Annotated in this window: 12 protein-coding genes; 1 reads left to right on the top strand and 11 read right to left on the bottom strand. The window is 62.9% G+C overall.

What is annotated here, in order from left to right; all coding sequences use genetic code 11:
• Window positions 1-2 precede the first annotated feature (2 nt).
• The 6 genes from C4Q27_RS28940 to C4Q27_RS28965 all read right to left on the bottom strand — a co-directional run bounded on the left by C4Q27_RS28940 (window position 3) and on the right by C4Q27_RS28965 (window position 7102).
• Window positions 3-797: an enoyl-CoA hydratase/isomerase family protein gene (locus C4Q27_RS28940; protein WP_019438340.1), complete on the bottom strand. Its 795-nt coding sequence runs from the start codon at window positions 795-797 to the stop codon at window positions 3-5.
• A 238-nt stretch (window positions 798-1035) separates the two neighbouring features.
• A complete protein-coding gene (locus tag C4Q27_RS28945; RefSeq protein ID WP_104887801.1) occupies window positions 1036-2442 on the bottom strand; it encodes an amino acid permease in 1407 nt (468 codons plus the stop codon).
• A 196-nt stretch (window positions 2443-2638) separates the two neighbouring features.
• Window positions 2639-4891, bottom strand: coding sequence for an ATP-binding protein (locus C4Q27_RS28950; protein ID WP_104887802.1), 2253 nt, complete (start codon window positions 4889-4891; stop codon window positions 2639-2641).
• A complete protein-coding gene (locus C4Q27_RS28955; RefSeq protein ID WP_003256136.1) occupies window positions 4888-5670 on the bottom strand; it encodes an ABC transporter substrate-binding protein in 783 nt (260 codons plus the stop codon). Before C4Q27_RS28955 ends, C4Q27_RS28950 begins: the two co-directional genes overlap by 4 nt.
• The gene (locus C4Q27_RS28960) at window positions 5667-6383 is read right to left on the bottom strand and encodes a response regulator (protein ID WP_003256139.1); all 717 of its coding nucleotides are present in this window, start codon (window positions 6381-6383) and stop codon (window positions 5667-5669) included. The genes C4Q27_RS28955 and C4Q27_RS28960 overlap by 4 nt, the downstream gene beginning before the upstream one ends.
• Before the next feature lie 74 nt (window positions 6384-6457).
• On the bottom strand, window positions 6458-7102 hold the full coding sequence (locus C4Q27_RS28965; protein ID WP_064493056.1) for a TetR family transcriptional regulator C-terminal domain-containing protein: 645 nt from the start codon (window positions 7100-7102) through the stop codon (window positions 6458-6460).
• Between the two features lie 116 nt (window positions 7103-7218).
• Here C4Q27_RS28965 and C4Q27_RS28970 point away from each other — a divergent pair, with 116 nt between their 5' ends.
• Complete coding sequence (locus C4Q27_RS28970; RefSeq protein ID WP_064493055.1) at window positions 7219-7965, top strand: enoyl-CoA hydratase-related protein; 747 nt, start codon at window positions 7219-7221, stop codon at window positions 7963-7965.
• Between the two features lie 72 nt (window positions 7966-8037).
• On the opposite strand, the gene C4Q27_RS28975 is transcribed toward C4Q27_RS28970, so the two are convergent.
• Genes C4Q27_RS28975 through tssF form a run of 5 tightly spaced genes read right to left on the bottom strand, consistent with a single transcriptional unit; the run spans window position 8038 to window position 13018 of the window.
• A complete protein-coding gene (locus C4Q27_RS28975) occupies window positions 8038-9204 on the bottom strand; it encodes an OmpA family protein (protein ID WP_004576433.1) in 1167 nt (388 codons plus the stop codon).
• Between the two features lie 21 nt (window positions 9205-9225).
• Window positions 9226-9666, bottom strand: a complete 441-nt coding sequence (gene tssE / locus C4Q27_RS28980) for a type VI secretion system baseplate subunit TssE (protein WP_004576432.1) — start codon at window positions 9664-9666, stop codon at window positions 9226-9228.
• A 4-nt stretch (window positions 9667-9670) separates the two neighbouring features.
• Window positions 9671-10207, bottom strand: a complete 537-nt coding sequence (tssJ, locus tag C4Q27_RS28985; RefSeq protein WP_004576431.1) for a type VI secretion system lipoprotein TssJ — start codon at window positions 10205-10207, stop codon at window positions 9671-9673.
• Window positions 10188-11285 carry a type VI secretion system baseplate subunit TssG gene (gene tssG, locus C4Q27_RS28990; RefSeq protein WP_033726714.1) on the bottom strand — a complete coding sequence of 366 codons (1098 nt, stop codon included), beginning with the start codon at window positions 11283-11285 and terminating at the stop codon, window positions 10188-10190. The genes tssJ and tssG overlap by 20 nt, the downstream gene beginning before the upstream one ends.
• The gene (gene tssF / locus C4Q27_RS28995) at window positions 11249-13018 is read right to left on the bottom strand and encodes a type VI secretion system baseplate subunit TssF (protein WP_104887803.1); all 1770 of its coding nucleotides are present in this window, start codon (window positions 13016-13018) and stop codon (window positions 11249-11251) included. The genes tssG and tssF overlap by 37 nt, the downstream gene beginning before the upstream one ends.

Raw genomic sequence — 13018 nt, forward strand, 5'->3', positions numbered from 1 at the left:
GATTACTGGCCGGTAAAACGGGGGGCGCGACGTTCCACCGAAGCTTGCAGGGCCTCGGCGCCATCCTGGCTGCGGCCACACAACAGGCCGGCGTGGCGCTCGGCTTCCAGCTGTTCAGCCAGCGTGCGCCGGGCACCGTCGCGTATCAGCCGCTTGGTCTGCGCATAGGCGAAGGTCGGGCCATTGGCCAGGCGCCCGGCCAGTTCGGCGGCAACGGCAGGCAACTGCTCGTCGGCGCAGACTTCGCTGACCAACCCGGCGGCCAGAGCGCGATCGGCGCCCCACAGCTCGTCGAGGAACAGCAGGCGCTTGGCCTGCTCGCTGCCGATCAGCCGTGGCAGGTGCCAGCTGGCGCCGGCATCGGGGCTGTAGCCCATGCTGGTGTAGCCGGCCTTGAAGCGCGCCGAGGCGGCGGCGATGCGCAGGTCGCAACACAGGCTGAGGTCCATGCCACCGCCCACGGCGGTGCCGTTGATGGCGGCGATGGTGGGTTTGTCGAGGCTGTGCAGGCGCAACATCAGGGCATGGGCAGTTTCGGTCCAGCCGTAGCTTTCCAGGGTGCCCGCCGCTTCGGCAGCAGCCCATTCGGCCAGGTCGGCGCCAGCGCAGAAGCTGCGGCCGCTGCCGGTCAGCACCACCACGCGTACGGCGGGGTCGTCGGCATGGCTGTCGAGCAAGGCGTGCAGTTGCTTGAGGGTAGGAATGTCCAGCGCGTTGCGCTGCTCGGGGCGGTTGAGGGTGATCCAGGCAACGCCAGCTTCGACCTTGCTCAACAGTGACGACGACGGGGTAGTCATGGGGGCCTCGGTGTTGTTGTGATGGTTTTGGAGGGCTTGACGAGGAAGATACTAAACGAGTGTTCAACAAGACGGGATGGGCTGTTACAACTTCGCACAACTCGGTGCTTGGCGTTACACAAGGGCGTTCGTCGTGACGGCTTTATGGCCTGTGAGATCGCGCGCCGCGCGGGCGGTGCTCGATCTCACAGGTGCTGAACATGCAGCGATTGACACCCGCCGGCGACGAGCTGCGGTGTCAAACCCCTGGTGCGCTGGGTGCGAAGGCCCCCTGCCGGCGGCGGTTGACGAAGAAGTACGCCGCGTAGCACAGGGCAATGAAGCCAAAGCCCCAGTACAGCGACGGTCGTTGGGTTTCATCCAGCGCCAGGAACACGAACAGCGAGCTGCACAGGGCGATGCACAGCAGCGGCACCAGCGGGTACAGCGGCGCCTTGTACTTCAGGTCCTGCAGTTGCCCGCCGTCGCGCAGCCAGGCCTTGCGGAAGCGGTACTGCGCCAGGGCGATGACGATCCAGGTCACGGTGCCGGACATACCGCTTACCGCCATCAGCACCATGAACAGCGTGTCAGCCGCAACGAAGCTGGTCATCAGCGAAATCAGCGCAAAGCACAGGGTGATGCTCAGCGCCCGCAGCGGCACGCCACGCTTGCTCAGCGGCGACAGGCTTTTCGGTGCCATGCCAGTCTTGGACATGGCCCAGAGGATGCGCGTGGAGGCATACAACCCAGAGTTACCCACCGAGAGGATGGCCGTGAGGATGACGAAGTTCATCAAGTCGGCGGCGTAAGGGATGCCGACCATGTCGAACACCTGCACGAACGGGCTTTCCATCAGCCCGGCCTGCTCGTGCGGCACAATGGCCGACAGCACGGCAATCGCCAGCACATAGAAGATCAGCACGCGGAACACCACATTGCGCACCGCCCGCGGGATGCTTTTTTCCGGGTGCTCGGTCTCACCAGCCGCCACCCCCATGATTTCGCAACCCTGGAAGGCATAGACCACGGTCATCATCACCGCGAACACTGCCGACAGGCCGTGGGGGAACAGCGACTCGCCCACCAGGTTGTTCAGCATCGGTGCGGGTGCCCCGCTGCTCAGGGGGATGGCACCGAAGATCACCAGCAGGCCAATGACGATGAAGCCGAGGATGGTTGCCACCTTGATGCCCGAGAACCAGTACTCGGCCTCGCCAAAGGCACGCGTGGCCAGGGCGTTGAGGCCGAACAGCACCACCACGAACAGCGCCGACCAGTACCAGATCGGCACCTCCGGGAACCAGCGGGTCATCAACATGCCGGCAGCGGTGAACTCCAGGCCTACGGTGGTGGCCCAGCTCATCCAGTACACCCAGCCGATCATGAAGCCGGTGGCCGGGCCAATGTACTTAGTGGCGTGGGCCTGGAACGAACCGGACACCGGCATCTGCACCGACAGCTCACCCAGGCAGACCATCACCAGGTACATCAGCAAGCCCGCCACCAGGTAAGCCAGGATCGCGCCCACCGGCCCACCCTGATTGATGGTTACGCCCGAGCCCATGAACAGGCCGGTTCCAATAACCCCACCCAGCGACAACATGAAGATGTGCCGGCTTTTCAGGGCGCGGGTGAGCTGGATCTTTTCAACGTTGTCAGTCATGGCACACCTCGCCTTTGCGGCCGGTGCGTGGGAGGGTTCGAATGAGGGGCTGAGCGCTACGGCATGTCATTATTCTTGTCTCCAATAAGCCTCATGGACCGTGTGCAACACGGTTGCCATGGATTATTGGAAACGGATGTAAGACGCCGTTGTACGAACGGATCGAAGATGTAAAAAGTCGTAAGTTTTTTGTACGTCAGCTCTGGATCAACTGTTCCAGGGTCGCACGGGCCTGGCCGAGCTGGCTTGCCAGTGGCTCGGCCAGTGCGTTCAGCGCCTGCCCATCATGCTGGCGGGCGGCGTCTTCCAGGCGTCGCAACAGCGCAGCCAGGCCAGAAAAACCCAGGGAGTCGCAACTGCCGGCCAGGCGATGGGCCAGGTGCAGCACCTCGGTAAAGTCCTGGGCCGGCAGCGCCTCGGCCAACGCCGTGGCGTGCTGCTCCAGTGACTGGCGCAACACATTCAGCAGGCCCTGCAGCTTCTGCTCGCCCAGCAGCGAGCGGTGGGTGGCCAGCAGCGACCAGTCCATGTTTGCGTCAATACCGGCCTCTTCAGTCGGCGTTGCGTCGGCCAGCGCCTGGCGCAGGTTGGCCAGCCGCAGGGGCTTGGCCAGCACACCTTGCATGCCGGCTTCCAGATAATCCGACAGTTGCCCCGGTTGCACGCCAGCGGTCAGCGCCACTATCCGGCTGTGGTGGTTAGGCCCGGGGGTGGCGCGAAGCTGCCGGCACAGTTCCACCCCGCTCATGCCGGGCAGGTGAACGTCCAGCAGGATCAGGTCGAAGCGCCGCTGTGCGCACAACTGCAGGGCCTGCCCGGCATCCTCGGCAAAGCTCACCCGGTGGCCATCGCGCACCAGCAGGCCGCTCGCCACCTCACGGTTCAGCGCGACGTCCTCGACCACCAGGATATCCAGGCTGGCGCTGACCGACTGGGCCGGGGTATTGGCCGCAACCGGCTGCCCAAGGGCGATGTCGAGTTCGAACCAGAAGCAGCTGCCCTGCCCTTGTACACTGTCCAGGCCAATGCAGCCCCCCAGCTTTTCCACCAGGTGCTTGCAGATCGCCAGTCCCAGACCGGTGCCGCCGTAGCGGCGTGCCACGGCCTCGCTGGCCTGGACGAAGCGGTCGAAGATTTTTGCCTGTACGGCCGGCTCGATGCCGATGCCATTGTCACTGACCGACACCCGCAGGCGCTGCGTGGTCGCCTCGCTGACCAGCACCTGCACCTTGAGCCGCACCTGGCCGTGCTCGGTGAATTTGATGGCATTGGCCAGCAGGTTGCTGAGCACCTGACGCAGGTACTGCTCGGCGCCGTGCTGGTAACCGGCTAATTGCTCATCAATCTCCAGATGCAGTGTGTCGCCGTTGTCCGCGGCCATGGGTTCGAGCAGCGCCAGCACTTCCTGGCACAACTGGCGCAGCGAAAAGCCGACCAGCTCGGCGCGGCTCTCACCTTCTTCGAGCCGGGCGAAATACAGCACTTCGTTGAGAATCGCCAACAGCCCCTCGCCGGCCTTGTACAAGGCTTCCAGGCGCTGACGGTCGGCCGCTTCCAGCCCGCCACCGCGTAGCAGCTCGGCCATGCCCAGGATACCGTTGAGCGGGGTGCGCAGTTCGTGGCTCATGGTCGCCAGGAAGCGTGACTTGGCCAGGTTGGCGGCCTCGGCGTCATCCTTGGCCCGGGCCAGGCTGGCGGTACGTCGTTCGACCATGGCCTGCAGTTCGTCGCGCTTGTCTTGCAACGCCAGGCGGTCGCGCTCGCGGCGTTCAATGTCGCTGAGGATGGCGCGGCGCATATCGTCCAGGGCATTGGCCACCGTGTCGATCTCGTCAGGGCGCGATGAACGGCGGCGCCCCAGGCGCAACGGTTCCTGCCATTGGCCGGCGCCAATACGCCGGGCGAACTCGGCCATCACTTGCAGATGGCGGGTGACCAGGCGATAGAACAGCCCCGACAGCGCCACTGCCAGGCCACACAAGAACACGCCCATCCACAGCAGGCTGGCAAGGCCGGTGGCATACAACCGATGGTGCACCGCACCCAAGTCGATACTCACTTCAAGCTCACCCAGGTGCCTGGCGGGGCCCGAGGGGGGCTGATAATCCAGAGGGAAGCGCTCGATGCGCAGCGGCCCCTTGGGTTCGGCCTCCCCTCGCAGCAGTTGAAAATCATCGCTAACCAAGCGCACCCGGGCCACGTCGGAAAAATCCACCAGGCCGCGCAATTGCGTATCCAGCTGCGCCTCGTCCAAGTCCCACAGGCTGCGCTCCAGGCTGGCGAGGTAGCCTGCGCGGATCAACGCCATGCGCGCCTCGATGTCGCGCATCTCGCGGCGGTATTCGAAATACAGCTGCACGCTACTGGCCAGTACGGTAAAGCACAGGCTGAACAACAGGATGAACCGCAGCAGGCGGCGCAGCAGGCCATCGGTGTGCAGGCGAATCATCGGGCATCTGCCGGCAGGTTGATCATGTCGCGGTAGGTGACCTCGCTCTGCTCCAGCCAGCGCGCGATCTCGCCAGCCTGGTTCATGCGCCGCAACTGCGCGTCGATTTCGTCCATGTGCTGGCTCAGGGGTGATTGCCGCGATACGGCTACCCGCAGGTAGTCCACGCTCAGCGCGCTGGGCAATACGCGGATGTCCTGCGCGCCGGGCAGGTGCTCGATGAACAGTTGGCCGGTGCGCCGCTCCTGGATTACGTAGTCGATGCGCCCGCGGATCAGCTTGCCGAAATTCTGCTGACTGGACGATACCCGCTCGATGTTCTGGTGGCGGGCGACGAAGCGGTCGAATTCGGCGCCGTAGCTTTCGCCGTACAACAGGCCGCCACGGTAACCCGCCAGGTCCTCCAGCTGCTGGAACTGCACCGGTCGCTTGCGGTTGTAGAACACGGCCACTTCCTCGCGCACCACCGGCTCCGTGGAAAAACGCATGCGCTGGTCACGTTGGTCGCTGTTGTAGGCCAGGACCACGTCCACCCGCCCGGCGGCGGCATCCATCAGGCAGCGCTTCCAGTTGCCCAGCACCACGGTTTGCACCTCGTAGCCCATGCGCGCGAACAGTTCGCGCACCACGGTGGGGGCCAGGCCGCGCACCTGGTGGCCGTCGCTCCAGGAAATGGGCGGGTACACCGGGTAGTCACAGTAACGCACGGGCTCACTGGCACTGGCGTGCAGGGTGGGCAACGTCAAGGCCAGCGCCAACTGCCAGGCGCGAGGAATCATGCTGCCACGCTGGCGGTGAACAGGTAGCCGGTGCCGTGAATGGTGATGATCAACTGCGGTTCGGCCGGGTCGTCATGCAGCTTGCGCCGCAGGCGGCCGACCAGCACGTCGATGGAGCGGTCGTTGGGCACCCACTCGCGGTTGCGAATCTGGTCCATCAACTGGTCGCGGCTGAGGGTGTGGCCGCTGTTGCGCAGGAACACGCTGAGCAACTGGAACTCGCCGTGGGTCAGCAGGGTTTGCCCGCCACGGGCGTCGATCAGGCGCCGGCGGTCGGTATCCAGTGCCCAGTCGGCGAACTGCTTCAGCGATTGCGCGCAGGCCGGGGCGGGGTGCGCCTCGCGGGCATGGCGTACGCGGCGGATCAGGTTTTTCGCCCGGGACACCAGCTCGCGGGGGTTGAGTGGTTTGATCACGTAGTCATCTGCACCGCATTCCAGGCCAACGATGCGGTCTATGTCGTCATTGCGCCCGGTGACGAGGATGATGCCAACCTCCGAGCGCACCCGCAGTTCGCGGGTCAGGGTGAGGCCGTCCTTGCCGGGCAGGCGGATGTCCAGCAGCACCAGGTCGACATCCTGGCTGGCAAGCAGGGCTTCGGCCCTTTCCGCGGTGTCGGCGCAGTGTACGTCGTAGCCCTCCTGGGACAGGTAGGCCTGCAGCAAGTCACGAATAAGCGGATCGTCATCGACGATCAATACCCGAGGCGTCATTGCGTGTTGTCTCTTTTTTATTGGTGTTGTTCTACACACTCGCGACAGCAGCGTACTCGTTACTGAACAGGTGATCAACAGCCCGCGGACAGGCTGAAGCGCCTCCGGCCACCGGCCTGCAGGCCATCGACCCAGGCCTCGCAGATGATCACGCCCTGCTCGGGGGTGAAGGTGCCGGGGTTCAGGCCCGACTCCAGCCACAGGCCGTCGAGCAAGGCGCTCAGGCTGATGGCCGCCAGGTCGGCATCGAAGCCTTGCCAGCCCTCCTCCTCGGCCAGTCTGGCCAGCAGCTGGCCAAGTTCGTTGCGGTACTCGCCGTAGGAGTGGTCGTGCACCTGGTTGATCGCGTCGGCGGTCTTCACCGCGCCCCAGAAGGCCAGCCAGGCATCGAGCAATTGCGGGTCGAGCAGCTCGGCGCAGAACGAGGCACGGAAAAACGCCGACAACCGCTCGCGGGCATTGGGCGCAGCTTGGGCCATGGCCTCGCGCAACAGGCCCATCACCCGACCGGTGACGGCCATGTAAGCCTCTGCCACCAGTTCGTCCTTGCCGGCGTAATGGTGGCTGATCAGCCCGACCGAGACCCCGGCCTCAGCCGAGATCTTGCGGATCGAAGCCCCCTGGAAACCATGGCGCTTGAGGCACACCAGGGTCGCCTCGACCAGGTTGGCTTTGCGCAATTCCGGCAGCATGCGGTGGTAGCGGGCTTCCTGAGTCATCGGTGGGTCTCTGGTTAGGGGCTGGACTGAACGACTGTACAACAAGCCGGACTGCGTGATAAACCCTAAGCGCCACTGCCCGTCAGGGCCCCCTCACAACAATAAAAGCGGCTGCCATGAACGACCTGATCACACGCGAGCTGGACCAAGGCCTGCTGACCCTGGCCTTCAACCGCCCCGACAAGCTCAATGCCCTGAACACTGCCATGTACCAGCTGCTGGGCGACCTGTTGCTGGCGGCAGGTGAAGACCCCGCTGTCGATGCCATCATCATCACCGGTGGGCCGCACTGCTTCAGCGCTGGCAACGACCTTCGCGACTTCCTCGACAACCCGCCCAGCGACCTGGACAGCCCGGTATTCCGCCTGATGCGGGTGGTCATGGGCCTGGACAAGCCGCTGATCGCAGCGGTCAGTGGTGCGGCGATCGGCATCGGGGCCACCCTGTTGCTGCACTGCGACCAGGTGCTGGTCAGCCGCTCGACCAAGCTGCGCATGCCTTTCGCGCCGCTGGGTGTGTGCCCGGAGTTTGGTTCCAGCCTGCTGCTGCCGCGTGTGCTTGGCCAGGCCCGGGCGGCACGCTTGCTGCTGACCAATGCATTGCTGGATGGCGAACAGATGCTGGCCTGGGGGCTGGCCAATGAGCTGCATGAAAACGGCGAACAGTGCCTGGACGCTGCCCGCACGCTGGCGCGGCAGCTGCAAGGCTACCCGCAGGCGGCACTGCGGATCAGCAAGCGGCTGCTCAAGGACAGCCAGCGGGCGGAGCTGGAGGCCACGGTGGCGCGGGAAAGCCGACTGTTCATCGAATGCTTGCGTACTGAAGAAGCGCGGGCAGTGCTGCGAGGGATGATCAAGGATTGAAAGGGTGACTCGACCCTTTCGCGGCACAAGACCGCGCTGAAAGGGAGCGGCGGCATCGACGGGATATTGGGGTTAGATGCTATCGCTACGCGGCTCAACGCGAATGTCATCGCTCTCCCCCCCGCACGCACTGCTCTGCGGCAATAGCCGGATGTCCACACGACGATTCTCCGCCCGCCCATCGAATGTGTGGTTGCTGCTGACCGGCTGGCTGGCCGCGACACCTTGAACAGCAAAACAACTGTCCGGGATATCCCCCATCCGTTGCATCCAGTCGCGCACGGCTGAAGCACGGGCACGGGACAGGTCGAGATTCTTGGCCGCGTCACCCCGTGCATCCGCATGCCCGGAGATAACAATCAGCCAACCCGGTTGAGCCTTGATGCCAACCAGTGCGTTTATCAGCAGTTTGGTTGAACCGGGCTTCAGTTCGGCACTGCCCGGATCAAACAGATTCAGACTGTCGAGTTGGATCGGCTCAGGCGTGGGCGGCTCTTTGACTTGCCTGGATGCCCATTCTTGCCAGCCCAGCCACCCCACAAAGACACTGGTGACCGTCAGTGTCAGCAACCACGGCAACACCGCGCGTTTCTGCGCCGCTGGTTCAACTACAAAGGTGTAAGTCGGTGGTGCTGAGACAACCGCAGCGATCGGAGGGCTAAGCGCTGGCTCGGCTGGTGATGCCCATGGTTGCAACGGAAGCGGCATCGGCACGTCCCTGCTTCCCGACATCCGCTGCATCACGCTACTGATCTGCTGTCGAAACACCTTCAGCGAAGCCAAGGAAGCATGGCCAAGCCGCTCCAAACGGTGCTCAAGCCGCCCCAGCTCAACGATCAGTTCCCTCAGCGTCGCCAGACTCGATCCGCCCCATTCCAGCATTCGAACCAGGGGATGTAGCTGAGCAAACAACCAGGCGATGAGCTCGATCCGAGCTGAAGCCTGCACCGGCCACAAGCGCGGCCACTCGTCCGTGAGAGTGGCGAGCAATGCCACCCCCTCGGTCAAACCAGCGAGCCCCGTACGGTAGCTACGCGCCAGGATAAAGGACACTGCGGTCTGCAGCTCCACCCCGTTCCGTTCGAAGAGCCTCAAGCACAACGCTTCAACTTTTGCCCAGTCAACGTCAGGACACGCAGGATGATCAAGCTTGGCCAACTCGCCGCGCAACACGTTGAACTCATCAAAACTGCCTGGGTCGCCGCCCAAGCGAATCCGCATTTCAAAAAGCGCCGTCATCTGGCCTCCTTGTCCGTAGGTCTATAGCTTGGCGAGATAGCCTTCCTGTTTCAGGTGACGTACAACCACCCTCCCGTCAGGTGCAAGCGTGGTCCCAAAGGTGGCGCGGCCACCGCCCTTGATGCGTACATCGAGTGCGTATTCCAAATGGCCGGGCCGTCGCTGCGGCACCAGCTCGATGCGTACTTCTGCGAGCCGCGGCTCATACCTGCGCAACGTGCTCACGATGTCATTCATCAAACCATGGGCCGAGGCCGGCAACCCTTGAAGAACCGTGCCCATATCCGGCAAGCCATAGTCCGGCAGATGCGCGAGTGTGCCGGCCCGGCTGTTTAGAATGCGCTGAAGGTTGTCCAGAACCGAAAGCGTCAGTTGATCATCATCACTGACCCGATCCAGCTCCAACTCGCCGCTGAAATTCTGCAGCAGCGTTTCGTAAAGCGAAGGGCTTGGTTCGATCATGTGCTCAGTCCTCGCTGCGCGGCCGCAACTTCAAGCGGTTATCACCCAACTCGACAACCCTGGGCTGGTCCGGATCGAGGTCATCACGCTGCAAGGTCAAACGCCACGCGTCTTGCTCCATGTCCGGATTTCGGAACAACGCAATCACGGCAATGTACTGAGCCTCCCTATGCAAAGGCGTGCTGAGCTGAGCCGCCTCACCAGGTTTGACCACTACGGCTTTTTCGCTCAACAGGTCGCCCCCCAGCACGCGCTCGCCGTGGCTGACCAGATCGTCGTAAGTTGCCTTGTCCAGAGCCTTGTGATCCCGCAACTGGTAGACACGCACCAGCACCGAAACGGACAACCCACTCATCTCCATGCTGTCGGTATTCATCGCTGACCGGCCGGTGAAATCCAGATGCAATGTTTTGACTTGCTTGTAGAAAACCGCACGGGCCGTGGAAGCCGTACCCTCCACAACCTTCTGGGTGAGGCCGCAGCCGCCCAGCAGTGTCACCAGCGCCACGACCGTGAAGCGTTTAGAAGCGGTACGCCACATGCGATACCTCCCTGTCGCAAGGATTCAGTTGTAGGCCTTGATAGCGGCCCAGGTTGACTGTGATGGTGTCGGTGTTGGCTGTAGCCTCTTCACCGGTCGGCAACCCCAGTACTGCCGTCATTCCCAACCTGACTTGCGCACGGCCCAGTACCGGCACGGGCAGCAGACGCAGCGGAATCGACAGCTGTAGCTTGGCCGTACAGCGCCACCCCAGGTACACCTCCAGCAGCACCCGCAAGTCGAGCAGCAACTGCCCCCCAGGAAGCCACTCGCGCGCCTCTTCCGGATCATTGGTGTGCAGCAACAGGCGCAACTGGCTGTTCGCATCCGTTCCGACAGCGCCTAGCGGCATGCCTTGGGAAAGACTTACCGGGCTTTTCGTTTCCAGGCTGGCTGGTCGCTCAAGCACGACACGTTGCGGCCAATGCCCGGTGACATGTGCCTCCGTGCTCGGCGCCAGCAGCTTGACCAACGCGCCAATGCCCTCAGCGTTGCGGGTCGGCAAGCGCATCACGCTGAGCAATGCCAAAAAGCGAGACATGGGCGTGGCGATACGCTCGGCAGTACCGGGTACTCCAAGGCCGATCAAGCCCAACAGGCACTGTGAAGTCGCATCGCTACCGCCCGCCTCAAAGGTGGCGGGATACGAGTATTTGCGCCAGATCCGATAGAACTGGGTGAATACCCGGTGGTTGAAGATATCGAGAAACGCCTCTACAGCTTCGTGGCCCTCACGGCGCTGGGCGATGTCGTCCAGGTAGGCCGTTGGCAGCGGCGAATCGACACCATACAAACCAAGTAGCCGAGTTCGTATCGTAATAGGGCGTTCGGGACAGGCGTCGTCGAACTCTATGGCCTTCAGCTCACTGGCGGGAAAGCCCATGCCTGGGTCGGGCCGAAAGCGGACCCCGTCATCAACCGGGTGTGCGGTACTGCCCAGCGGTGGGTGATCGACCAGTACCTGCTCGAGCAACTGGCAGACGCGATACACGTTGGCCGAGGCAACCTGCCCCTCCAGCACCTGCAAAAGCCCTTCTGCCTTCAGCCTGGAATACGCTGACTGTGATGTTCGCTCCATCGCAGGCACCTCCCCGTCGGTTGCAGGATCAACGTCAGTTGCGTGCACAAGTGAATGTCGGCATACAGCGCGAAGAACCGGCTGAGCATTTCACCGAACAGGCAGATGTCCCCCTCCCCCGAAAAACCATTGCTGTCGAGCGTCACCTCGATATCCACGCCGCGCAGCAAGAACCCTTTTTCGAACCGCTGGATAAGGTGATGCTTGACCTCAACGATGGCCTCCAAGCGACGGCGATTGGTTTCGCTACCCGTCCACTCGTACAACGCCAGCGTGCCACGCAGCACTTCAGCACTATTGAGCATGGGCAAGAAGTTCGAGCCCAGGTGGCTCAGTACCCGCCAGTGGAACCGGTCACGATTCGGCGGATAACATGGCAGCGTGGGTGAGGTCAGGTTGCGCACCTGCAGCCCCGCCTGGGTGGATTGCGCGGCCGCGTCGAGCAATGTACTGCGCAGGGCCTTGCGCGGCAGTTGGCCATTGGTCCCGGTAAGGCGCAGTGACAGGCTTTTGCGCTTGAGCAGCACATCCTTGTCAAAGCCTTCCCCGCCCAGGATCAGCCAGGTGTCATGAAGACCATTGGCGCCCTGCCTGAGGCGGGTATGAAAATACCGCTCGGGGGCTTCATCGCGGAGCATGCCACCCTTGTGGCGAAAGCTGCTGAAAGGCACGTAGTCCTGACGGACACTCTTCTTGGAACCGGACACCCTGTCCACGGAATAGATTTCCGTGTGCCCGTCCTGCAGCCGCATCGGGCGAAGCAGGTACTCGTTCTGCAGCGGGTCCAGGTTGAGCGGGTCCGCATCCAGCGGGAACAAATTGATCACGGGGACCGCGTGTAAACGGATGTGCTCCTCGTTGGGCGTGAAGGCATGCGACCATGCTTCACACAGCACGACATCAAGCTCGAACCAAGTAGCGCCCAGTGGCAATGACAACGACTCCAAACCGCACAGCGTCACGAACATGAATTTCTCGCGGAAGGTGAAGTACTCAAGCAGCAGCTGGTAGCCGCTGAACGCACTATCACCTTTGGGCCAAAGACGGTCATCATCGGCGAAGCCCTTGGGCTTGAAATGGCCTTCAAGTGTTTGGCGTTCTGCCTCGCCCGGCATACGCACATATAACGCCTGTACCTTCAAAGTCAGTGCTTGATGCAGTGCACTGGCCAATGCGGCATCGGCGTTCAGGTACAGCGGTATCTGAGCAAGATCCAGCCGGCTCCAATCTGCCATTTCCCCGCACAAGAAACGCAAACGCAGCACCGCGCGCCCATCAGGCTCGTGATCAAGACGCACGGTGTCGAGCGTGAGCGGCTGAAGCGGCAGGTCCTGTGTCGTGGAGTAGCGGCAGCGGGTACGTTGCGGACCCACTGGCTGAGACAACACCTGAAACCCCCTGGCAATGGATTCGGTGCCTTTCATCTGGCTGACATCAGGCATGAGCTCAACGATTGCCAGCGAGGGGATAGTGCGCAGGTAGTGTGGCCAGAGCAGGCTGACCAGCCCTTCGGTCAGTTCGGGCAAATCGTCGTCCAGTTTTTCGCGCAGGCGCCCCATCAAGAACGCGAAGCCTTCGAACAGGCGCTCCACATAGGGGTCCTGCGCCCCAGGTTTATTCAGGTTCAGCTGCGCCGCGCGGTCCGGAAACGCCTGGGCAAATTCTTTACCGGCTTCACGCAGGTAGCGCATCTCGGCATCAAAGTACCGTAGGGTTGGGTTGTCCTTGCTCAA

Origin of the sequence: Pseudomonas sp. SWI36 (genome assembly GCF_002948105.1) — a bacterium.
In the GTDB taxonomy this organism is placed as follows: domain Bacteria; phylum Pseudomonadota; class Gammaproteobacteria; order Pseudomonadales; family Pseudomonadaceae; genus Aquipseudomonas; species Aquipseudomonas alloputida.

Coding starts and splice junctions, on each gene's coding strand:
- C4Q27_RS28940 (WP_019438340.1), bottom strand. CDS start 797: ATGACTACCCCGTCGTCGTCACTGTTGAGCAAGGTCGAAGCTGGCGTT.
- C4Q27_RS28945 (WP_104887801.1), bottom strand. CDS start 2,442: ATGACTGACAACGTTGAAAAGATCCAGCTCACCCGCGCCCTGAAAAGC.
- C4Q27_RS28950 (WP_104887802.1), bottom strand. CDS start 4,891: ATGATTCGCCTGCACACCGATGGCCTGCTGCGCCGCCTGCTGCGGTTC.
- C4Q27_RS28955 (WP_003256136.1), bottom strand. CDS start 5,670: ATGATTCCTCGCGCCTGGCAGTTGGCGCTGGCCTTGACGTTGCCCACC.
- C4Q27_RS28960 (WP_003256139.1), bottom strand. CDS start 6,383: ATGACGCCTCGGGTATTGATCGTCGATGACGATCCGCTTATTCGTGAC.
- C4Q27_RS28965 (WP_064493056.1), bottom strand. CDS start 7,102: ATGACTCAGGAAGCCCGCTACCACCGCATGCTGCCGGAATTGCGCAAA.
- C4Q27_RS28970 (WP_064493055.1), top strand. CDS start 7,219: ATGAACGACCTGATCACACGCGAGCTGGACCAAGGCCTGCTGACCCTG.
- C4Q27_RS28975 (WP_004576433.1), bottom strand. CDS start 9,204: ATGACGGCGCTTTTTGAAATGCGGATTCGCTTGGGCGGCGACCCAGGC.
- tssE (WP_004576432.1), bottom strand. CDS start 9,666: ATGATCGAACCAAGCCCTTCGCTTTACGAAACGCTGCTGCAGAATTTC.
- tssJ (WP_004576431.1), bottom strand. CDS start 10,207: ATGTGGCGTACCGCTTCTAAACGCTTCACGGTCGTGGCGCTGGTGACA.
- tssG (WP_033726714.1), bottom strand. CDS start 11,285: ATGGAGCGAACATCACAGTCAGCGTATTCCAGGCTGAAGGCAGAAGGG.